The sequence below is a fragment of the Streptomyces sp. NPDC057424 genome, assembly GCF_042803315.1.
In the GTDB taxonomy this organism is placed as follows: Bacteria; Actinomycetota; Actinomycetes; order Streptomycetales; family Streptomycetaceae; genus Streptomyces.
Genome location: NZ_JBHVCP010000077.1, coordinates 9,725 through 28,667 on the forward strand (window position 1 = coordinate 9,725; position 18,943 = coordinate 28,667).

22 protein-coding genes are annotated in these 18,943 nt (G+C 71.7%); 10 read left to right on the plus strand and 12 right to left on the minus strand.

Features of this window, described 5'->3' with window-relative positions:
• Positions 1-498 precede the first annotated feature (498 nt).
• A complete protein-coding gene (locus tag ACFU3E_RS35015) occupies positions 499-1,494 on the plus strand; it encodes a serine/threonine-protein kinase (protein ID WP_384167745.1) in 996 nt (331 codons plus the stop codon).
• Positions 1,495-1,503: 9 nt separating this feature from the next.
• Here the strand turns inward: ACFU3E_RS35015 and ACFU3E_RS35020 are convergent, their stop codons facing one another.
• Complete coding sequence (locus ACFU3E_RS35020) at positions 1,504-2,802, minus strand: streptophobe family protein (protein WP_384167748.1); 1,299 nt, start codon at positions 2,800-2,802, stop codon at positions 1,504-1,506.
• A 337-nt stretch (positions 2,803-3,139) separates the two neighbouring features.
• Here ACFU3E_RS35020 and ACFU3E_RS35025 point away from each other — a divergent pair, with 337 nt between their 5' ends.
• Positions 3,140-4,132 (plus strand): DUF6777 domain-containing protein, encoded by a 993-nt coding sequence (locus ACFU3E_RS35025; RefSeq protein ID WP_384167751.1) that lies wholly within the window; start codon positions 3,140-3,142, stop codon positions 4,130-4,132.
• 10 nt (positions 4,133-4,142) lie between these two features.
• Here ACFU3E_RS35025 and ACFU3E_RS35030 read toward each other — a convergent pair whose 3' ends face one another.
• From ACFU3E_RS35030 to ACFU3E_RS35040, 3 genes are read right to left on the minus strand one after another with little or no spacing between them, the layout of a single operon-like run.
• Positions 4,143-4,559 (minus strand): PRC-barrel domain-containing protein, encoded by a 417-nt coding sequence (locus ACFU3E_RS35030; RefSeq protein WP_384167754.1) that lies wholly within the window; start codon positions 4,557-4,559, stop codon positions 4,143-4,145.
• The gene (locus tag ACFU3E_RS35035) at positions 4,556-5,140 is read right to left on the minus strand and encodes a PRC-barrel domain-containing protein (RefSeq protein ID WP_384167757.1); all 585 of its coding nucleotides are present in this window, start codon (positions 5,138-5,140) and stop codon (positions 4,556-4,558) included. The genes ACFU3E_RS35030 and ACFU3E_RS35035 overlap by 4 nt, the downstream gene beginning before the upstream one ends.
• The gene (locus tag ACFU3E_RS35040) at positions 5,137-5,277 is read right to left on the minus strand and encodes a hypothetical protein (RefSeq protein WP_384167760.1); all 141 of its coding nucleotides are present in this window, start codon (positions 5,275-5,277) and stop codon (positions 5,137-5,139) included. Before ACFU3E_RS35040 ends, ACFU3E_RS35035 begins: the two co-directional genes overlap by 4 nt.
• A gap of 188 nt (positions 5,278-5,465) precedes the next feature.
• On the opposite strand from ACFU3E_RS35040, the gene ACFU3E_RS35045 reads away from it, so the two are divergent.
• A complete protein-coding gene (locus ACFU3E_RS35045; RefSeq protein ID WP_384167763.1) occupies positions 5,466-5,930 on the plus strand; it encodes an ATP-binding protein in 465 nt (154 codons plus the stop codon).
• A gap of 168 nt (positions 5,931-6,098) precedes the next feature.
• Here ACFU3E_RS35045 and ACFU3E_RS35050 read toward each other — a convergent pair whose 3' ends face one another.
• On the minus strand, positions 6,099-6,986 hold the full coding sequence (locus ACFU3E_RS35050; protein ID WP_184854334.1) for an RNA polymerase sigma factor SigF: 888 nt from the start codon (positions 6,984-6,986) through the stop codon (positions 6,099-6,101).
• Positions 6,987-7,186: 200 nt separating this feature from the next.
• Here ACFU3E_RS35050 and ACFU3E_RS35055 point away from each other — a divergent pair, with 200 nt between their 5' ends.
• Positions 7,187-7,600, plus strand: coding sequence for a helix-turn-helix domain-containing protein (locus tag ACFU3E_RS35055; RefSeq protein ID WP_384167767.1), 414 nt, complete (start codon positions 7,187-7,189; stop codon positions 7,598-7,600).
• An 18-nt stretch (positions 7,601-7,618) separates the two neighbouring features.
• On the opposite strand, the gene ACFU3E_RS35060 is transcribed toward ACFU3E_RS35055, so the two are convergent.
• From ACFU3E_RS35060 to ACFU3E_RS35070, 3 genes are all read right to left on the minus strand, one after another.
• Positions 7,619-8,221 (minus strand): ClpP family protease, encoded by a 603-nt coding sequence (locus ACFU3E_RS35060; RefSeq protein WP_248509780.1) that lies wholly within the window; start codon positions 8,219-8,221, stop codon positions 7,619-7,621.
• Positions 8,221-8,862 (minus strand): ATP-dependent Clp protease proteolytic subunit, encoded by a 642-nt coding sequence (locus ACFU3E_RS35065; RefSeq protein WP_384167770.1) that lies wholly within the window; start codon positions 8,860-8,862, stop codon positions 8,221-8,223. The genes ACFU3E_RS35060 and ACFU3E_RS35065 overlap by 1 nt, the downstream gene beginning before the upstream one ends.
• A 134-nt stretch (positions 8,863-8,996) precedes the next feature.
• On the minus strand, positions 8,997-10,202 hold the full coding sequence (locus tag ACFU3E_RS35070; RefSeq protein ID WP_384167773.1) for an epoxide hydrolase family protein: 1,206 nt from the start codon (positions 10,200-10,202) through the stop codon (positions 8,997-8,999).
• A gap of 122 nt (positions 10,203-10,324) precedes the next feature.
• On the opposite strand from ACFU3E_RS35070, the gene ACFU3E_RS35075 reads away from it, so the two are divergent.
• Positions 10,325-10,807 carry a VOC family protein gene (locus tag ACFU3E_RS35075; protein WP_384167776.1) on the plus strand — a complete coding sequence of 161 codons (483 nt, stop codon included), beginning with the start codon at positions 10,325-10,327 and terminating at the stop codon, positions 10,805-10,807.
• Positions 10,808-11,264: 457 nt separating this feature from the next.
• Here the strand turns inward: ACFU3E_RS35075 and ACFU3E_RS35080 are convergent, their stop codons facing one another.
• Positions 11,265-12,164 (minus strand): SGNH/GDSL hydrolase family protein, encoded by a 900-nt coding sequence (locus tag ACFU3E_RS35080; protein WP_384167779.1) that lies wholly within the window; start codon positions 12,162-12,164, stop codon positions 11,265-11,267.
• A 165-nt stretch (positions 12,165-12,329) separates the two neighbouring features.
• On the opposite strand from ACFU3E_RS35080, the gene ACFU3E_RS35085 reads away from it, so the two are divergent.
• Together ACFU3E_RS35085 and ACFU3E_RS35090 are read left to right on the plus strand one after the other, a co-directional pair.
• Complete coding sequence (locus ACFU3E_RS35085; protein WP_384167782.1) at positions 12,330-13,124, plus strand: VOC family protein; 795 nt, start codon at positions 12,330-12,332, stop codon at positions 13,122-13,124.
• 41 nt (positions 13,125-13,165) lie between these two features.
• A complete protein-coding gene (locus tag ACFU3E_RS35090) occupies positions 13,166-13,888 on the plus strand; it encodes a ribonuclease H (protein WP_384167785.1) in 723 nt (240 codons plus the stop codon).
• Here the strand turns inward: ACFU3E_RS35090 and ACFU3E_RS35095 are convergent, their stop codons facing one another.
• The gene (locus ACFU3E_RS35095) at positions 13,889-14,710 is read right to left on the minus strand and encodes a tyrosinase family protein (RefSeq protein ID WP_384167787.1); all 822 of its coding nucleotides are present in this window, start codon (positions 14,708-14,710) and stop codon (positions 13,889-13,891) included. It lies immediately after the preceding gene.
• 32 nt (positions 14,711-14,742) lie between these two features.
• Entirely contained in the window at positions 14,743-15,111 is a 369-nt protein-coding gene (locus tag ACFU3E_RS35100; RefSeq protein ID WP_384167789.1) for a tyrosinase cofactor, read from the minus strand.
• Positions 15,112-15,451: 340 nt separating this feature from the next.
• On the opposite strand from ACFU3E_RS35100, the gene ACFU3E_RS35105 reads away from it, so the two are divergent.
• Positions 15,452-16,684, plus strand: coding sequence for an FAD-dependent monooxygenase (locus ACFU3E_RS35105; protein ID WP_384167791.1), 1,233 nt, complete (start codon positions 15,452-15,454; stop codon positions 16,682-16,684).
• Between the two features lie 45 nt (positions 16,685-16,729).
• Positions 16,730-17,713: an aldo/keto reductase gene (locus tag ACFU3E_RS35110; protein ID WP_384167793.1), complete on the plus strand. Its 984-nt coding sequence runs from the start codon at positions 16,730-16,732 to the stop codon at positions 17,711-17,713.
• Positions 17,714-17,722: 9 nt separating this feature from the next.
• Here ACFU3E_RS35110 and ACFU3E_RS35115 read toward each other — a convergent pair whose 3' ends face one another.
• Positions 17,723-18,067: a hypothetical protein gene (locus tag ACFU3E_RS35115; RefSeq protein WP_384167795.1), complete on the minus strand. Its 345-nt coding sequence runs from the start codon at positions 18,065-18,067 to the stop codon at positions 17,723-17,725.
• A gap of 146 nt (positions 18,068-18,213) precedes the next feature.
• Here ACFU3E_RS35115 and ACFU3E_RS35120 point away from each other — a divergent pair, with 146 nt between their 5' ends.
• Positions 18,214-18,711 (plus strand): DUF6328 family protein, encoded by a 498-nt coding sequence (locus ACFU3E_RS35120; protein ID WP_384167797.1) that lies wholly within the window; start codon positions 18,214-18,216, stop codon positions 18,709-18,711.
• Positions 18,712-18,943 lie beyond the last annotated feature (232 nt).

Genomic DNA, 18,943 nt, shown 5'->3' on the forward strand with positions numbered 1-18,943 from the left:
TCCGGAGCCGGCCCGCGTGGTGGGCCCGGACGCCCCCGAGCCCACGCGGGTGGGGCCTGCCGGGGCTCCGGAGCCGACGAGGGTGGTGTCTTCGGATGCGCCCGGGCCGGTGGGGGCTGTGCCTGCGGGGGCTCCGGAGCCGGCCCGCGTGGTGGGCCCGGACGCCCCCGAGCCCACGCGGGTGGGGTCTGCCGAGGCACCCGAGCCCACGCGAGTCGTGGCTTCCGACGGTCCCGAGCCCACGCGGGTGGTGGCTCCGGACGCTCCCGGCCCCACCCGAGTCGTGGCTCCCGAGGCTCCCGAGCCGACGAGGGCCGTATCCGCTGACGCTCCGGAGCCCACGGAGGCCGTGTCCGCTGACGTCCCCGAACCCACACGCCTCGTGTCCCCCGAGGAGCGCGAGGGCGAGGACGAGGCCGATCGGCCGGTCGCGGCGCCCCCCACGCGGGTCGTGGGGCCTGAGCCCACCCGGGTCGTCTCACCCGAGGGAGACAGCCGTTGAACCGCGAGACGAGCCTGTTCTCGGGGCGGCCCTCCGAACTGGTCGGGCAGCAGATCGCCGGGTACCGGATCGAGCAGGAGATCGGGCGCGGCGGCATGGCCGTCGTCTACCGGGCCCGCGACCTGCGCCTGGAACGTACCGTCGCCCTGAAACTGCTCGCCCCGGAACTCGCCCGGAACGACACCTTCCGACGCCGCTTCACCCACGAGTCCCGGGCCGCCGCAGCGATCGACCACCCGCACATCGTGCCGGTGTTCGAGGCGGGTGAGACGGATGGCGTGCTGTACATCGCCATGCGGTACGTCGCCGGCAGCGACCTGCGGCACGTCCTCGACCGCGAGGGACCGATGCCGCCCGTCACCGCCCTGCGCGTCGCCGCCCAACTCGCCTCCGCGCTCGACGCGGCGCATGACAACGGACTGGTCCACCGGGACGTCAAGCCCGGCAACATCCTGGTGTCCCGCGGCACCGACAGCGACCACCCCGAGCACGTCTACCTCACCGACTTCGGCCTGACGAAGAAGTCGCTGTCGCTGACCGGCTTCACCACGGTCGGCCAGTTCGTCGGCACGCTCGACTACGTCGCCCCCGAGCAGATCTCCGGCAAGCCGGTCGACGCGCGCTGCGACGTGTACGGGTTCGCCTGCGTCGTCTTCGAGACCCTGGCCGGCCATCCGCCCTTCCTCCGCGACGACGACATGGCCCTGCTCTGGGCCCATCAGTACGACGAACCGCCGCCGTTGACCGAGGACCGGCCCGACCTCGACCCGAGGGTCGACGCCGTCTTCGCCCAGGCCCTCGCCAAGAGCCCCGACGACCGGTACCCGTCCTGCCTCGCCTTCGTCGCCGCACTGCGGGCCGCGACGACCGGAGGCGGGACCGGGGCCACCCGATCGCCCACGCGGGTGGACCGGCAGCTTCCGGGCACGGGGGAGGAGCTGCCCAAGCCGCCGCCACGCTGGGCCGAACCGGTCTTCGTGCAGAGGACGTAGAGCGCGGCGTCAGCTCCCACTGCCGGAGCGGACCTCGCCGCGCCGCCGTACGTGGCGGGCCAGCAGTGCCCCGGCGAACCCGGTCAGCAGCCCCCAGGGGACGGCCAGGCCGACGGCACCCCACAGCTTGGGTCTCAGGAACAGCTCGCCCCCGAGGCCGCCGCCCAGATCGCCGATGCCGAGCACGGACAGGCCGTAGTGCGCGGAGAGGCGCCCGACGAGGCAGATCATGAACACCGTGAGCACGAGGGCCACCGCCATGTGCACGGCGTGCTGCCAGGCCCGCACCCGGGCCGGTGACCGGGCCGCCATCACGAACGCGGCGGCCAGCAGCAGCACGACGTCGACGACCAGCAGCCACCACACCCGGCCGTCGTGCTCGGAGAGGGTCCGCAGATTCAGCTCGGAGATGCCCGGGGCGCGCAGCACCTCGTCGAGCACATGCGGCATGGGCAGCCCGAACGGCCCCTCCACCTTGCCGTTCCAGGTGGCGCCGAGTCCGATCGTCAGCGCCAGCCACACCAGATTGGGCATGCCGAGCAGGATCACCGCGAACGTCTCCCGCGCGTGTCCCTTCGTCGCCGCGACGACCAGGCCGACCACCACGCCGATGACGACGCAGGCCAGCAGCAGTGCGACCATCGCGTACGCGGCCGGCCGCACCGACGCCTGGAAGCGCAGCAGCCCCGCGGGCAACGGGGCCCCGCGCGACACCAGCAGCGCCAGCACCAGAACACCGGCCAGCCAGACCACCCCGAGGAACACGGACAGCGGAACGTCGGTGGTGAAGCCGATCTCCGGTGATGCGCCGAACAGGTCGCCGAGCTCACCGAGCGTGTCGTCCCCGAGGGAGATGTCGAAGGTGTGGCGGGCGGCGAGCGTCAGGCCGATCAGCGCCGGCAGCCACAGAGCCGCCACCCGTCCGGCCCAGCCGGCCAGCTCCGCGGCACCGGCGACCGCGCGGTGCCGCAGCGGCCGCAGGAACCCCCAGGCGATCACCAGTGCCCCGGAAAGCGTGACGGACAGCGGAATCACCGTCAGGCCCGCCTGGGTGTCGGCGAGGTCGCCGGCGCTTCCGGCGAGCTTCACCGTGCCGCCGACCGCGGTGACCATGGTGGCCGCGACGACGGGGGCGAAGGCACCGTCGGGAAGGTCCGCTGCCCCGGCCGCCCACAGGCCCAGGGCGGCCACCACCGCCATGGCGAGCAGCCCGCCGAGCACCGTGACGAGGGCGTGCGCCCAGCCGTGGGGGGCGGCGGCCCGCTCGCCGGAGGTGCGTGCCTGGCCGGAGGGGGTGCGCGAACTCACGCTGCCACGCTAAGCAGCCCCCGCGCCGGGCGCCTGCCGGAGAGGTCCGTCCGCGTCGGCTTGCGGGGCGCACGGGGCCGGGGCACACAATGAACATGTAGTGGAAAAGCGGCCTATACCGGAACAAGACATCTTTGTTGTGCGAGGCCGTAGAGAACCCACGTGGGAAGAAGGACTCGTGAGCGTCGATCCGCCGTCGTCCGGCCGCCCCACAGGACCTCCCTCGGGCCCGCTGTCGGGTCCCTCCCAGCCGCCCTCGGGCGGCGGCCCGCCCTCCGAGCCGCCGAGCGGAGGAGGCGGCAAGGAGCCGGAGCCCCGCCGACCGTGGTGGGGATCCGTGCCCCGTGTCGCGATCATCGCCACCGCCGTGGTGGCCGCCGTGGTCCTGGCCGTGGTGCTCTCCCGGCCCGACAACGGCGGCACCGGTGCGTCCGACGGCGGTACCAGCACGTCCAGCGGCGAGGTCTTCCTCCAGCCCGCGGCCGACACGGGCCCGGACGCATTCACCGAGTCGACGGTCGAGGAGAAGAGCTCCGCCTCACCGATCTCGCCCTCGGGGGCCACCGAGTCGGCGCCGCAGAACGCCGTCCGAGGCGTCAAGGGCGACGCGCCCGGCCTGTACGGCGGCACCCGCAACGTCGCCAGCTGTGACGTGGAGAAGCAGATCAAGTACTTCGAGGACGCCCCGGACAAGCAGCGCGCGTTCGCCTCGGTCGCCCGGATCCAGCCGTCCGAGGTCCCCTCCTACCTGCGCTCGCTCACCCCCGTGCAACTCCGCATGGACACCCGCGTCACCAACCACGGCTACAAGGACGGCGCTCCCACCAGCTACCAGGCCGTCCTCGAGGCCCGTACAGCCGTCCTGGTCGACGACCGCGGCGTGCCCCGGGTGCGCTGCGCCTGCGGCAACCCGCTGTCCCCGCCGGTCGCCCAGCAGAGTGCGCCGAAGACGACCGGCGACGCGTGGCCGGGGTACAAGGCCTCGAACGTCGTCATGGTGACGCCCGCGCCGGAGCCGGTCGACGAATTCGTCATGTGCGAACCCGACGGTGAGTGGTTCGAGCGCCAGAAGGGCGACACGGGCAAGAAGGACCACAAGACCCAGAAGCCGGACGAGCCCTCTCCGTCGGCGAGCGTCACCACACCCACGGCACCGTCCGACCCGACGTCGTCGCGACCGCCCACGAGCGAACCGCCGACCTCTGACACGGACACGACGGGGCCGACGACGAATGAGCCGCCCTCGGCCGACACCCAGGAGCCTCCGCCCGACGGCAACACCGGGAGCGACACCGGCGGCGGCGCGACGGAGCAGCCTCCGGCCTCCTGACCCGGCCGGTTCAAGCGGCGCGGACCACCAGGGCGTAGTCACCGAGCCCGAGCAGCCGGTCGGCCGGCAGGTCGCCGTGCGCGGTGACGACCGCCTCGACCCGGCCCGTCTCCGGTTCGAACGCCACGTCCTGGACCGTGCCGAGCTCGTCGCCCGTCTCGGTGAGGATCCTGAGGCCCGGCAGCTCGTGGTGCGGCGGCACCTCGGCCGGTCCGGCGGTCGTGCGGACCAGCACCGCGTCCGGGCCGATGGCGTGCAGGGCACCCCAGGCCAGCGCGGTCTCCTTGCGCGAGTGCCGGCCGCGCACCCGGACGTGGGTGACCACACCGGACACGACGTCGACCGTCAGCGCCCTCAGGACGCCGACCTCTTCGGCCTCGGCCAGGGTCAGCACCGGCAGGCCCCGCGCCTCGGAGAACAGCATCATGACGCCGTCCCCTCCCGCCCGGCCCGGAAGGCGCTGACCTGGGCGACGAAGGCCGGCAGGTCGTCGGCGACGTAGCGGGTGGCGTCCGCGGGGATGACCAGAGCCCGGCCGGAGACCGCGAGTGTCTCGCCGCGTGGCACGTACACCCGGTGCCGGCGGCGTCTGGAGCCCTGTATCAGCGCCTTGCCCGCGGCGATCCGGAATCCCACCACCCGGCCGCTGGTTCCGCCCTCGACGATCACGTCGAGCACCGTGCCGACCTCGGCGCCCTCGTCGGTGAGCACCTTCGCGTGCAGCACCCGCCCCTGCTGGGCTTCGCGGCGGGCCACCACGACGGACGTGTCCTGCAGCGCGAGGGCGTCGCGGATCATGACCGCGTGCGGCCCGAGGGCGTGCACCGCCGACCAGGGCAGGCTCTGCTTCCTCGGCCCCGACAGCAGACCCCGGCCGCTGAGCGTGAAACCGGTGATCCGCCCGGCGACGGTGTCGAAAACGGTGTCCTTGACCTGAGCGACGGCCTCACCGCCCAGGGTGACCACCGGCAGGGTCGTCAGGCTCCGGGCGGCCAGCAGCTCGTTCATCGCATGCCCTTTCCGCCGGGGCGGCGCCGGACCGCGATGACGGTCCCCGACCGCCGGCCCGCCTGCACGGCGAGCGTCACCACCGCGATGGCGCCGAGCGCCGCGATCACCATGATCAGCCATGTCCACCAGGCCACCGCGCACCTCCGGCGATCCGGCCCGGCCGCCTTCGGCCGGCCCTGATTCCTTCCGAGTGCCCCGCGAACGGGGGACAATGCCCCGGGCCCCGGACGAGCGAGCATCTGTCAGGACTGCGAAGCCCGGCTCGGGGTACGAGCACTGGTGCAGAGCGTCCGGCCAGTCCGGCTTTCCCAGAGAGAAAAGAATGATCGACCACCTGGACGGGGCAGTGATACCGACTGGTTTCGACGTGCCCGTGGAACCGCTGAGGCGGGCGGCACACTACACCGGCGAGCAGGGCTGCATCGCCGAGGCGCGGTCTTTCGCCGCGCTCTTCCTCGAGCAGCTCAGGACCGAGTGGTGCGCGCGGATCGACGAGCGACTCGACGGCGCCGTGCTGCTGGTGGTGAGCGAGCTGGTCACCAATGCCGACCGGCACAGCAACGGACCGTACATCCTGGAGCTCGTCGGCACCGACACCGCGGTGACGGTGTCCGTGTACGACAGCAGTTCCGCGCTGCCCCGGATCTTCCCCCGTAATCCCGAGCGCATCGGCCGGCACGGCCTGGAGATCGTCCACGCGCTCGCGGAGCAGGTCAGCGTGGAGCGGGTGCCGGTGGGCAAGCGGGTGCGGGCCGTGCTGCCCCTCTCCGAGACAGCACAGGGGTGAACCGTCCGGGTGAGATGCGTCACCCGGACGGTGCGAGTGGTTCCGCTTCTTCTCGGTGGCCTGGTCTTCCTGTGAGTCCGTCTCTCTTGGCGAGAGGGCACCCGACACGGTCGCGGGTGCCGCCCCACTCCCGCGTGGGGGACGGCACCCGCTGGTCGGACGACGTTGTCAGGCGCAGCCCAGCTCGCCCAGCATGCCCTCGCGCAGCCGTGTGATGATCCGCTTGATCAGACGGGAGACGTGCATCTGCGAGCAGCCGAGCCGCTCACCGATCTCCGCCTGGGTGGCCTCCTCCACGAACCGCATGTGGATGATCTGCCGGTCGCGCTCGCTGAGCTCCGCCATGAGCGGGGCGAGCGAGTGGAAGTCCTCGACGAGCCGCAGCCCGTCCTCCTCCACGCCGATGAAGTCGGCCAGGACCGCCTCGCCGCTCTCCGGACCGTCGCCGGTGAGCGCGGCGTCCAGCGACGACGAGTTGTACCCGTTCGCCGCGATCTGCCCCTCCACGACCTGGCGTTCGGAGATGTTCATCAGCGTGGCCAGCTCGGCGACCGTCGGCTCGCGGTCCAGTCGGCTCGCGAGCTCCTCACGGGCCTTGGCCAGCTCCACGCGCAGCTCCTGCAGCCGCCGCGGCACGTGCACCGCCCAGGTCGTGTCCCGGAAGAAGCGCTTGATCTCGCCGACGATGTACGGCAGCGCGAAGGAGGTGAACTCGACCTCGCGCGAGAGCTCGAACCGGTCGATGGCCTTGATCAGGCCGATCATGCCGGTCTGGACGATGTCCTCCATGTCGTCACCGCGGCCGCGGAACCGGCCGGCCGCGAAACGTACGAGCGACATGTTCATCTCGATCAGGGTGTTGCGCGCGTACTGGTACTCGTGCGTGCCCTCTTCGAGTTCCGTCAGGCGCTGGAAGAACTGGCGGGACAGCTCCCTCGCGTCCCGCGGGGCCACGGACCGGGGGTCCACGACGCCCGGCAGTGCTCCGTCACCCGCGCTGGCCTCGGCGTTCTCTTCGACGACCTGTGCCTTCGACCGGATCACGGCGGTCTCCATTACCTCTCCCGAACGTCGCGGCGGACAGCTGCATAGGTACTCCCGAGTTGCGGGTACCCGGCTTGACGCGCACCATGCTCTCCGATTTTCCCTGGATGAAAATGGGGGAATGTTCCCCTCAGTGCCGTGGTCGCGGTGATTCCACCCAGGGCGGAACGCCGGGCCCTTCCCCCGGCGGCCGGAATTCCTAGGCTGGAGAGGTGAGCAACCACCTGCCGAACGAAGCCCGCGTCATCCCGCTGCGCCCGCACGCCGCGCGCCCCGCCGGAGCACCACCGCGCCAGGCGCCTCCGGCCCCCGCCGGGAAGGAGCCGCTGTGGCGGGACCTGGTCGGCGACGTCCTGCGCCGTGAACGCCTCGCACAGGAGCGCACGTTGAAGGACGTCGCCGACCAGGCGCGGATCTCCATGCCCTACCTCTCGGAGGTGGAGCGCGGCCGCAAGGAGGCCTCCTCGGAGGTCCTCGCGGCCGCCGCCCACGCCCTCGGGCTGAACCTCGGCGACCTGCTGACGAGGGCGCAGGGCGAACTGACCCGCGTCACGTCGCGCCACGCGGGCGGCAGCCGCCGCGGGCTGTCCACCTCGTCGCACGACGGAATGTGCCTGGCCGCCTGAGCTGTGTCGGCCGGCGCCTCAGACCCTCACGAGGCGCCGGCCGAGCACTTCGTCGGCCAGTCCGTAGCCCACCGCCTCCTGCGCGGTGAACACCTTGTCGCGGTCCATGTCGGCCCGCAGGGCCGCCACGTCGTGGTGGGTGTGCCGCGCCAGCACCTCCTCCACCTGGGAGCGGATCCGCACCATCTCCTTGGCCTGGAGCGCGAGGTCCGACACCATGCCGCGCTGCCCGCCGGCGGCCGGCTGTCCGAGGAGCACCCGTGAGTGCTCCAGCACGAACCGCCGCCCGGGATCCCCGCCGGCCAGCAGGACGGCCGCCGTGGAGGCCGCCTGCCCGACGCAGAACGTGGAGATCGGCGCCTGCACGAACGTCATGGTGTCGTAGATGGCCATGAGTGAAGTGAACGAGCCGCCCGGGGAGTTGAGGTAGATCGCGATCTCGCTCTCCGGGGACGACGACTCCAGGTGGAGGAGCTGGGCGATGACGACGTTGGCGACGCCGTCATCGATCTCGGTGCCGAGGAAGATGATCCGCTCGGACAGCAGCCGGCTGAACACGTCGTAGGACCGCTCGCCCTGCGGGGTGCGCTCGACGACGTTCGGAATCGTGTACGTACCCATCACTGCAGCCCCATCCTGCGCCGGGTGGCCGCCGGGCGGATGTCCGCGAGGGACTCCACGACCCGGTCCACCATGCCGTACTCCCTGGCCTCCTCGGCCGTGAACCAGCGGTCCCGGTCACCGTCCCGGGAGATGGTCTCCGGGCTCTGGCCGGTGTGCTCGGCGGTGATCCGCTCGATGGTCCGCTTGGTGAACTCCAGGTTCTCCGCCTGGATCTCGATGTCGGCGGTGGTGCCCCCGATTCCCGCCGACGGCTGGTGCATCATGATGCGCGCGTTCGGAAGGGCGTAGCGCTTGCCCGGCGCGCCGACGCTCAGGAGGAACTGGCCCATGCTGGCCGCGAAGCCCATGGCCAGCGTGGAGACGTCGTTCGGGATCAGCCGCATCGTGTCGTGGATGGCGAGGCCCGCGTGCACCGCACCGCCCGGGCTGTTGATGTACAGGCTGATGTCGGTGTGCGCGTCCTCCGCGGACAGGATGAGCAGCTGGGAGCAGACCCGGTTCGCCGAGACCTCGTCGACCTGGGTGCCCAGGAGCACGATGCGCTGCGCGAGCAGCTGGGCGGCCAGGTGGTCGTCGAACCGGGTCGGAGGGGTGTCGCCCTCCTCCGCCCGCGGGGTGAGTGCGGTGAGTGGAGTCATCGGTTCTCCTCGTCGCGGCGACGGGGACCGCGACAGGTCGGGGATGTGCCGTCGACTCCACTCTTGGCCTCGGACGATGGCCGTGAACGGTTTCTCTGCCCTCGGCAGATCCGCTACCGGCGGAGCCCGAAGACTCAGCCCTTCTCGCGCAACTGGCGGAAGAACGCCCGCACGTCACCGGCCAGCAGCTCCGGCTTCTCCATCGCCGCGAAGTGCCCGCCGCGGTCGAACTCCGTCCAGCGGACGATGTTCTCCGTCCGCTCCGCCTTGTGGCGAAGCGGGATCTGGGGGTCGCCGAAGAAGGACGCCACCGCGGTCGGCGCGGTGGAGGGCTCCTGCGGGGCCGCGGTCCTCTCGCCCCGGGCGTGGGCGCGCTCGTAGTAGACCCGGGCCGACGAACCGGCCGTGCCCGTCAGCCAGTACAGCATCACGTTCGTGAGCATCAGGTCCCGGTCGACGGCCTCCTCGGGCAGCTCTGCACAGTCCGACCACCCCTGGAACTTCTCGACGATCCAGGCGAGTTGTCCCACCGGGGAGTCCGTGAGCGCGTAGGACAGGGTCTGTGGCCGGGTGGACTGCACGTGGAAGTAGCCCGTGCCGTCGCGCGACCACCGCGCCCACCGCCGCCATGAGGTGAGCGTGCGCTCCCGCTCCGCGGGGCTCAGCGCCTCCAGCTCCTCGGCGGTCGGCTCGACGGCCGCCTGCGCCCCGGGCAGCAGATTGAGGTGGATGCCGACGACCCGGCCGGGATGGACGCGGCCCAGTTCGCGGGAGATGGCCGCACCCCAGTCGCCGCCCTGGGCGCCGAACCTCTCGTAGCCGAGGCGTGTCATCAGCTCGGCCCACGCGTCGGCGATCCGGCGTGCCTCCCAGCCGGTCTCCCGGGTGGGACCGGAGAACCCGAAGCCGGGAATGCTCGGCAGCACGACGTGGAAGGCGTCGGCCGGGTCCCCGCCGTGGGTGGCCGGGTCCGTCAGCGGCCCCACGATGTCGGCGAATTCGACGATCGACCCCGGCCATCCGTGCGTGACGAGAAGCGGGGTGGCGTCGGGCTCGGGGGAGCGGATGTGCGCGAAGTGCACCTGCGCGCCGTCGATCTCGGTGATGAACTGCGGCCACGCGTTCAGCCGCGCCTCCGCGGTCCGCCAGTCGTACGCGTGTCGCCAGTACCGCACCAGCTCGCGCAGGTAGCCCGACGGAACGCCGTACGTCCAGCCCACGCCGGGCAGCTCGTCGGGCCACCGGGTCCGGTCGAGGCGCTCGTGGAGGTCGTCGAGGTCGCTCTGCGGTACGTCGATACGGAAGGGACGGATGCCGCTGTCGGCGGGCGTGGACGTCATGACCGCGATGCTAGTTCCGAACGGTGTAGCGGCCATCTGGTTTTCCGGGCCCCCGGCCGATGAGTTCCGGAGCGAGGAGCGGTCGACAGTGGTGACAGCGTTCCACGCCTCCAGGAGGACTCATGACCACCGACGGTTTCACCACGTGTCTCTGGTTCGACGGCGAGGCCGAGGAGGCCGCGCACCACTACGTCTCGATCTTCAAGAACTCCAGCATCGGCAAGATCGCGCGCTACCCCGAGGGGGCGCTCCAGGCCGCCGGCAGCGTGATGACCGTCGAGTTCACGGCCAACGGGCACCGGTTCCTCGGGCTCAACGGCGGCCCCCAGTTCAAGTTCACCGAGGCCACTTCCTTCATGATCTTCTGCGAGAACCAGGAGGAGATCGACTACTACTGGACCAGGCTCACCGAGAACGGCGGCGAGCCCGGCCCCTGCGGCTGGCTCAAGGACAGGTTCGGCGTGTCCTGGCAGGTCGTCCCGGACCGGCTCGACGAGATGATCACCGACCCGGACCCCGCGAAGGCCGCGCGGGTGACCCAGGCGTTCATGGCGATGAGCAAGTTCGACATCGCCGCCCTGGAGAAGGCGTACGCGGGCGAGTGACGCCCCCCGCGGGGACGGAGCGCCGTCTCCGCCCCCCACGCCGGCTCCGCCAGGATCTCCCCGATCACATGCCGGGGCTCCTCGAGCCTGCCGGGCACCGGGTTGCGGCCGTCCAGCCAGGTGCAGACCGACCAGGGCCACGGGAACTCGTTGCCGGGTTAGCCCCTGCCCAGGGGTTCGGGTGAGGCGGCGGGCAGCCCGGGGCCCAGCCGGGGCAGCCGGCACAGCTCGTGCGCGCGATGGCCTCCACGGCGCGGGGATGCCGGGGAAGCCGTACGATCTTGTCCGCGCCGAGGCGGAACACGGCGTTCTCCGTCCCGGAGGACTCCGGTCGCCGCAGGGCCAGACCGGCCCCCTGCGGGAACTGCTCCGCGATCGGCCGACCGACGAGCGAGTCGTCGACGTCCAGCTCGTCCTCATGCACCCGCTCGGCGCACATGGTGCCCGTTCAGGGGGGTCAACGCGCCGCCTGTCGAATGGTTTTGGTGATCTCTTGGGCGATGCGCAGGATCCCGGGGGAGCGGACCGGGCAGGGCTTCGGCTTGGTGGTGGTGGGGGCCAGGCAGAAGTGCAGATAGTCGTCGTCGCGGTGCAGGGCGGTGCGGTCGCGGCCGGGCTGCGTGCAGAAGCCGGGGTGGGCACGCTCGTAGGCCGTGCACGGCAGGTACTGCGCCCACGTGTAGCGGCCGGAGGCCGGGCTCACCGCCTTCCCGGCGTCCGCCACGAGGTCGCCCGAGGCGGCGGCCCGCTTCTCGTAGAGCGCGTTGACGCGGCGGACCCGGTCGGGGGTGATCGGGTCGGGGCCCTGGGACACCCAGACGACCCTCGGGCGGCTGCCGCTTCCGGCCGCGGTGATCTGCTCCGTGAGGCGGCGCGCGTCGGCCTCGTAGCGGCCGAAGTACCGGGCGGGTGACGCGTCGTAGGTGATGCCGTCCATGCACGGCGTGTAGCCCCAGGAGTTCCCCCAGAACTGCAGGACCACGAAGTCGGGCCGCAGCCTGCGCACCAGTGCGGCGGCCTTGTCCGCGGCCGGCACCAGGGACCGGTCGGCCGTGCCCTCCAGGTAGTCGCACAGGGTGGTGCCGGAGTACGGGGCGCCGGTGTACCGCGCCTTCAGCTCCCGGCGTAACTCCTGGCCCAGGACCTTCTGCCCCTCCATCGCCAGCGAGTCGCCGAGGTACAGCACCCTGGGTGCCTTCCCCGGTGCCGGACCGGGGGAGGCGGGCGCACGCTGGTGGGTGGTGGCCGACGCGCGGGGCGCGGCCGGCGCCGGGTCCTCGGGCGCGGACGCGGGATCTCCGCACGCGCCGAGCAGCACCCCCGCCAGCAGTACACCCACGACCCACGGCTTGCGCATACGGCAACTCCCACCCCGGCCACCGAAACGGCCCCCAGGCAAGCACAGCCGGGCGCCGGGGGGAAGACGTACGACCTCCGAACGCCCACTCGACGCGCGAGTGGGCCCCTGGGTGACTAGCGTGAGGAAACGGACGATTCCACCCATGAGGAGAGGGTCGTAGCCATGGCCGTGCAACCTGAAGGAACCCCGTGCTGGGCCGACGCGATGTTCAGCGACCTCGAAGGGGCCAAGAGCTTCTACGGGGAGGTCCTCGGCTGGACCTTCGCCGAGGCGTCGACGGAGTTCGGCAACTACACGGAGGCCTACGCGAACGGCAAGGCGGTCGCCGCCGTCGTCCCGCCCATGCCCGGCCAGGAGGGCCTGTCGCAGTGGTGCCTCTACTTCGCGTCCCAGGACGCCGCCGCCACCGCCGCCCGGATCCGTGACCACGGCGGCGAGGTGCTGATGGAACCCATGCAGGTCGCCGACTTCGGCACCATGTGCCTGGCCCGCGACCCCGGCGGTGTCGTCTTCGGCCTATGGCAGGCGGGTACCCATGAGGGCTTCCAGGCGATGGCCGAGCCCGGCGCCTACACCTGGGCGGAGGTCTTCACCCGCGAGCCGGAGAAGTCCGACGCGTTCTTCCCCGCCGTCTTCTCCTACCGGCAGCGGGACATGGAGGACGAGATGGACTTCCGGATCTACGACCTCGGCGAGCGCACCGTGCTGGGCCGGATGAAGATGACGGAGGAGTTCACGCCCGAGGTGCCGCCGTACATCAACGTGTACTTCGCCGTGGAGGACTGCGACGAGGCCGTGGCGAAGGCCGCCAAGCTCGGCGGCGTGCTGAGGTTCGGTCCGATGACCACCCCGTTCGGCCGGTTCGCGGTGATCAGCGACCCGCAGGGCGCGATCTTCTCGGTGATCGACATCACGAAGACCGAGGGAGACATGCCGAAGCTGACCGACGTGGCGTAGGCACCCGGACCTCCCGGCCGGACGGCCCCAGCGGCCATGGCATGATCGAGCGCATGCGTGAACGTGTTGTGGCCGCGTGTGACGGGGCTTCGAAGGGAAATCCCGGGCCCGCGGGCTGGGCCTGGGTGGTCGCCGACGCTTCTGAGACACCGGAGCGGTGGGAGGCGGGGCCGCTCGGCAAGGCCACCAACAACGTGGCCGAACTCACCGCGCTGGAGCGCCTGCTGGCGGCGACCGACCCGGACGTGCCGCTCGAGATCCGGATGGACTCGCAGTACGCGATGAAGGCCGTCACCACCTGGCTGCCCGGCTGGAAGCGCAACGGCTGGAAGACCTCCGCGGGCAAGCCGGTCGCCAACCAGGACCTTGTCGTGCGCATTGACGAGCTCCTGGACGGCCGCTCGGTCGAGTTCCGCTACGTCCCCGCCCACCAGGTCGACGGCGACCGGCTCAACGACTTCGCCGACCGCGCCGCCAGTCAGGCCGCCACCGTCCAGGAGCCCGCGGGCAGCGGCCTCGGCTCCCCCGAGCCGCCGCCCGCCCCGGACACCCCGGCCAAGGCCACGCGGCCCCGCCCGCGCGGCGGCGCGGCCCGCACCGCCGCCGGAGGGAAGGGTTCTGCCGGGAAGGGTTCCTCGCGCACCATCAAGGCGAAGTTCCCCGGCCGCTGCCAGTGCGGCCGCTCGTACGCGGCCGGCGAGTCCATCGCCAGGAACGACAGCGGCTGGGGGCACCCGGAGTGCCGCACGGGCGCGGCCGTCTGATCAGGCGTCGTACGTGTAGTGCGGCGTGTGGTCCAGCAGATCCGCCGGGCTCGTGTCGTGCCACGGACGCATCGTCTCGTGCAGGTCGATCACGTTCGGCGTGTTCGCGGCCGGCAGATAGCCGGAGCCGGGATGCCGACGCTGCCAGTCGGCCCACAGCTTGTCTATGTACGCGTGGTGCAGCCAGAACACCGGGTCATTGGGGGAGACCCCGGTGGCCATCTGTCCGCCGACCCAGACGTGGACGCGGTTGTGGAGGTTGACGCCCCGCCACCCTTCGAGATGGTTGCGGAAGCCGTCCGAACCGCTGTTCCAGGGCGCCATGTCATACGTGGACATCGCCAGCACCGACTCGACGTCGGCCCGCGTCGGCAGCTCCCGTACCCCGGAGCCGAGGGAGCGCCGCAGGAACGTACGACCGTCGACCCGCACGTTGATCGGCCAGTTGCCGCCGGACGCGGAGAACGGCCCGTCCGTCACCCGGCCGTCCCGCTCCCGCCCGGTGCCGCCGAGGAAGTCGGGCGCCCACAGCGAGGCGCGCGGTGTGCGGTCGACGGTCCAGTCCCAGTAGGGCAGCGACACCGAAGCGTCCACCGACTGCAGTGCCCGTTCGAACTCCAGGAGGAATCTTCGGTGCCAGGGCAGGAAGGACGGTGAGCGGTGCCCGGTCCGCTCGCCGTTGTCGGTGTCGGAGACGATGAACGCGTTGTGCGTGGTGACGAACTCGTCGTAGCGGCCGCTGCGCTTCAGCTCCAGCAGCGCGGCGACGAAACGCCGCTTCTCGTCGGCGGTCAGGGTGGACTGGTTCTTGCGGACAGCCATGTGCGGGTGCTCCAGATGCCGTGCGGGGCGGGTCAGTTGGCGGGGAAGGGCAGCAGGGGCGCGCCCTGCAGCTCGTCCACCGCGGCGCGGGCGGCGGCGCGCGGGGTGGCCACCGGGTCGTAGTGGCTGACGACGCTGATCCAGCTGCCGTCGGCGTTGCGCATCACGTGCAGCTCCACCCCGTCGACGAACACCGCGTATCCCGAGCCGTGGTGCTGGTGGTGACCGGACCCGGTGGCCGGTCGGCCCTGTATCCGGCGGCCCTTGTAGACCTCGTCGAAGCTTCCGGGGGAGCCGTGGTGCCCGGCTGCCGAGGCCGGGGTGAGGGCGGACAACGTCCCCGCGCTCGTGGCGAGGACGGCCGCGGCGGTGAGCGCGCTGCGACGGCTGAGTTCCGGCATACGGACCTCCTGGGTGGGTTCGGGTGATGCCACCGCATGCCTATCGGCCCGCTCGCTACCGGGAGAAATCCACGCGAGCCGGTTGGCTGCGATCAGGGCAATTCCCCTTATGTCGTGCAAGGTTGAACGAAGATGATCTTGCCGCGAGGGGTCTGTGCGGGGGCGCGGAGGGGGAAGTTCCGCCCGTGAAGGCTGCCGCGGTGGATGTTTCTGCCGGTGCGGCCCGCTGCCCGTGGTGCGCGTCACGCCGTGAAACTGGCGCGATTCGGCGGTCCGGCCCGGGATGCCCCCTGGCTGCTACTCTGCGTCCGCAATGGACAGCTCTCGGTAACTCTCAGGGGTGTGCGTGAAGGTCGCCTGTGTCGGCGGCGGGCCCGCCGGTCTGTATCTCTCGATCCTGCTCAAGCGGCAGGACCCGTCCCACGACATCACCGTTTACGAACGCGATCCGGAGGGTTCGACATACGGCTGGGGCGTGACGTACTGGCAGGGACTGCTCGACCGGCTCCACGAGCATGACCCCGAGTCGGCGGTCCTCCTCGACGCGGGCTCCGTCCGGTGGTGCGACGGCGTCGCCCACGTCCGGAACCTGACGACCCGGCACAGCGGCGACCAGGGGCACGGCATCGGCCGCCACCGGCTGCTGGAGATCCTTGCCGCCCGCGCCCGCGACCTCGGGGTACGCCTGGAGTACGAGCGCGAGATCACCATCGGAGGCCTGCCCTCCGGCGCCGACCTGATCGTGGCGGCCGACGGTGTCCGCAGCGAACTGCGCACCCACCGCTCCGCACACTTCGGCACCCAGCTCACGCCCGGGCGCAACCACTTCGTCTGGCTCGGCACCACCAAGGTCTTCGACGCCTTCACCTTCGCCTTCGTCGAGACCGCCCACGGCTGGATCTGGTGCTACGGCTACGGCTACGGCCCCGACCGCAGTACCTGTGTCGTCGAGTGCGCGCCCGAGACCTGGGCCGGGCTCGGACTCGACCGGGCGAGCGAGGCCGACGGCCGCGCCCTGCTGGAGAAGCTCTTCGCCGGCGTCCTCGAGGGCCACCCCCTGCTGGGCCGCCCCGGTGGCACCCCGTGGCAGACCTTCCGCACCCTCACGAACGACACCTGGCACCACGGCAACCTGGTCCTGCTCGGCGACGCCGCCCACACCACGCACTACTCCATCGGCGCCGGCACCACCCTCGCCCTGGAGGACGCCATCGCCCTGGCCGCCGCGCTGCGCGAACACCCGGAGCTCCCACAGGCCCTCGCCCGCTACGAGCGGGAACGCAAGGCGGCCCTGCTGCCCGTACAGAGCGCGGCCCGCTACAGCGCCCAGTGGTACGAGAACCTGCCCCGCTACATGCACCTCCCCCCGGAGCGCATGTTCGCCCTGCTCGGCCAGCGCCACTCACCCCTGCTGCCCTACGTCCCGCCCCAGCTGTACTACCGGCTAGACCGGGCCGCCGGGCAACTGGAGCCGCTGCGCCGGTTCAAGCGCTGGCTGGGGCCGAAGGTCGCGCGAACCGTGCACGCGCGGGCACTGGCCTCCCGGGACCAACCTCCTCGACCCCTTGGGTGAACCGCCGCTCCGCGCGGCGCCGAGACGGATGACAGACTGACGCCCATGGACGAGCGCACATTCGACAGGTCGGGTCAGCACGCCTCCGTCATCGGTCTGGGCACCTGGCAGCTGGGTGCCGACTGGGGAGACGTCGACGACAAGGAAGCCCTCGCGGTACTGGAGACGGCGGCCGAGGCCGGAGTGACCTTCTTCGACACCGCCGACGTGTACGGCGACGGCCGCAGCGAGCAGACCATCGCCACGTTCCTCAGCGGCCGCCCGGACCTGCACGTCATGGTCGCCACGAAGATGGGCCGCCGGGTCGACCAGATCCCCGGGAACTACGTGCTCGGCAACTTCCGCGCCTGGAACGACCGCTCCCGGCGCAACCTCGGCGTCGACCGCATCGACCTGGTGCAGCTGCACTGCCCGCCGACGCCGGTCTACTCCACGGACGAGGTGTTCGACGCCCTCGACACCCTGGTCGAGGAGGAGCGCGTCGCCGCGTACGGCGTCAGCGTCGAGACCTGTGAGGAGGCGCTGACCGCGATCGCCCGGCCGAACGTGGCGAGCGTGCAGATCATCCTCAACCCGTTCCGCATGAAGCCCCTGCGTGAGGTGCTCCCGGCCGCCCGTGAGGCGGGCGTCGGCATCATCGCGCGCGTCCCGCTGGCCTCCGGCCTGCTGTCGGGCAAGTACACCCGGGACACCGTCTTCCCGGAGAACGACCACCGCGCCTACAACCGGCACGGTGAGGCCTTCGACGTGGGCGAGACCTTCTCCGGCGTCGACTACGCCACCGGCGTCGAAGCCGCCGCCGAGTTCGCCGCGCTCGCGCCCGGGGAATACACCCCGGCCCAGCTGGCCCTGCGCTGGATCGTCGAGCAGCCCGGCGTCACGACCGTCATCCCCGGCGCGCGCTCGCCCGAGCAGGCCCGGGCCAACGCGGCCGCCGCCCGCCTCCCGGAGCTGCCCGGCGAGACGATGGGCGCGATCCGCGACCTGTACGACCGGCGCATCAAGGACCAGGTCGAATCCCGCTGGTGAAACCGGCTCTCACGGCTCCAGGAGCAACTGCCTCTCCTGCTCCTGGTCGCCGGAGGCGGTACCGTCGTCGCGTGCCGTGAAGGCCCGGGTGAGCGTGTCGCTCGCCCGCCGCACGGCCTGCGGGCTGCCCTGGACGGTGACGGTCACCGGCGCGGACAGCCGCCCGGAACCTTCTCCGTCGCCGGCGGTACCCGCCTCCGTCTCCCCGTCGAAGGTCGCCATGTGCACCGTCGCGTTCTCGTCGGCGGGAAGCTCGTCCGGTGCCCCGAACGTGCCTTCCAGGGCGCGGACGACCGCTCGCGCGTCGTCGGCGCCTCCGCCGCTGAGCGTCACGGTGAGCTGCGTACCGGACATGCGTCCACGACCTCCTCGGGCTCTGAATACTGGCGCCGTCCGTGTAACCGTCACCTGATCGCTCAAACCGCCCGCTCCCTGGGACGACGACTGGTTGGGGGGAACCCGGGAAAAAGGAGGGCTCAGGTCACACACCAGGAGGAACAGTGTCGGACGCGGCAGAGGGCGGGGTCATGCGCCGGGGGCGCAATGAGACGGAGGAGGAGAGAGCGGACCGGATGTGGCAGGAGCTCATCCAGGAGGTCCGCGTGGCGCAGATGGGCGTGCAGATCCTGTTCGGCTTTCTGCTCACCGTGGTGTTCACCGAGAAGTACGACGATCTCTCCGGCACCGACCAGACGATCTATCTCGTGACGGTCGTCCTGGGCGCCTGCGCGACCGGGGCCCTCATCGGCCCGGTGTCCCTGCACCGCCTCGTCTCCGGTCGGCGCGTCAAACCCCAGGCGGTGCAGCTGGCCTCCCGGCTCACCCTGCTCGGCCTCGTGCTGCTGCTCGCCACGACGACCGCCTCACTGCTGCTGATCCTGCGCGTGGCGACGCACGACGGCTTCGTGCCCTACCTGGTCGCCGGCGTGGTCGGCTGGTACCTGCTGTGCTGGTTCGTCCTGCCGCTGTGGACCCGGCACCGCTACACGTCGAAGTGACGGCACCGTCGCAGGCTGGCGGTCGTGCACCCGGCTGAGCAGCACCCGTGACGCGGCCGCCCCGTCAGCGCACAGACCCTGTCCCCCTGCGTGGCCCGGACGGCGCACGGGGGGCGAGGAAGGCGTCCGCCGCGTGCCCGCCGGCCACGGCGGCCGCCCGCTCGAGCCTCCGGACATCCGCCGGCACAGGGGACAGGCGGGCTCCTCTCGAGGCAGCCCGTCGGCATGCCGG

Coding starts and splice junctions, on each gene's coding strand:
- ACFU3E_RS35060 (WP_248509780.1), bottom strand. CDS start 8,221: ATGGGTACGTACACGATTCCGAACGTCGTCGAGCGCACCCCGCAGGGC.
- ACFU3E_RS35095 (WP_384167787.1), bottom strand. CDS start 14,710: ATGGCTGTCCGCAAGAACCAGTCCACCCTGACCGCCGACGAGAAGCGG.
- ACFU3E_RS35065 (WP_384167770.1), bottom strand. CDS start 8,862: ATGACTCCACTCACCGCACTCACCCCGCGGGCGGAGGAGGGCGACACC.
- ACFU3E_RS35045 (WP_384167763.1), top strand. CDS start 5,466: ATGATCGACCACCTGGACGGGGCAGTGATACCGACTGGTTTCGACGTG.
- ACFU3E_RS35115 (WP_384167795.1), bottom strand. CDS start 18,067: ATGTCCGGTACGCAGCTCACCGTGACGCTCAGCGGCGGAGGCGCCGAC.
- ACFU3E_RS35030 (WP_384167754.1), bottom strand. CDS start 4,559: ATGATGCTGTTCTCCGAGGCGCGGGGCCTGCCGGTGCTGACCCTGGCC.
- ACFU3E_RS35035 (WP_384167757.1), bottom strand. CDS start 5,140: ATGAACGAGCTGCTGGCCGCCCGGAGCCTGACGACCCTGCCGGTGGTC.
- ACFU3E_RS35070 (WP_384167773.1), bottom strand. CDS start 10,202: ATGACGTCCACGCCCGCCGACAGCGGCATCCGTCCCTTCCGTATCGAC.
- ACFU3E_RS35110 (WP_384167793.1), top strand. CDS start 16,730: ATGGACGAGCGCACATTCGACAGGTCGGGTCAGCACGCCTCCGTCATC.
- ACFU3E_RS35085 (WP_384167782.1), top strand. CDS start 12,330: ATGGCCGTGCAACCTGAAGGAACCCCGTGCTGGGCCGACGCGATGTTC.
- ACFU3E_RS35100 (WP_384167789.1), bottom strand. CDS start 15,111: ATGCCGGAACTCAGCCGTCGCAGCGCGCTCACCGCCGCGGCCGTCCTC.
- ACFU3E_RS35075 (WP_384167776.1), top strand. CDS start 10,325: ATGACCACCGACGGTTTCACCACGTGTCTCTGGTTCGACGGCGAGGCC.
- ACFU3E_RS35080 (WP_384167779.1), bottom strand. CDS start 12,164: ATGCGCAAGCCGTGGGTCGTGGGTGTACTGCTGGCGGGGGTGCTGCTC.
- ACFU3E_RS35050 (WP_184854334.1), bottom strand. CDS start 6,986: ATGGAGACCGCCGTGATCCGGTCGAAGGCACAGGTCGTCGAAGAGAAC.
- ACFU3E_RS35090 (WP_384167785.1), top strand. CDS start 13,166: ATGATCGAGCGCATGCGTGAACGTGTTGTGGCCGCGTGTGACGGGGCT.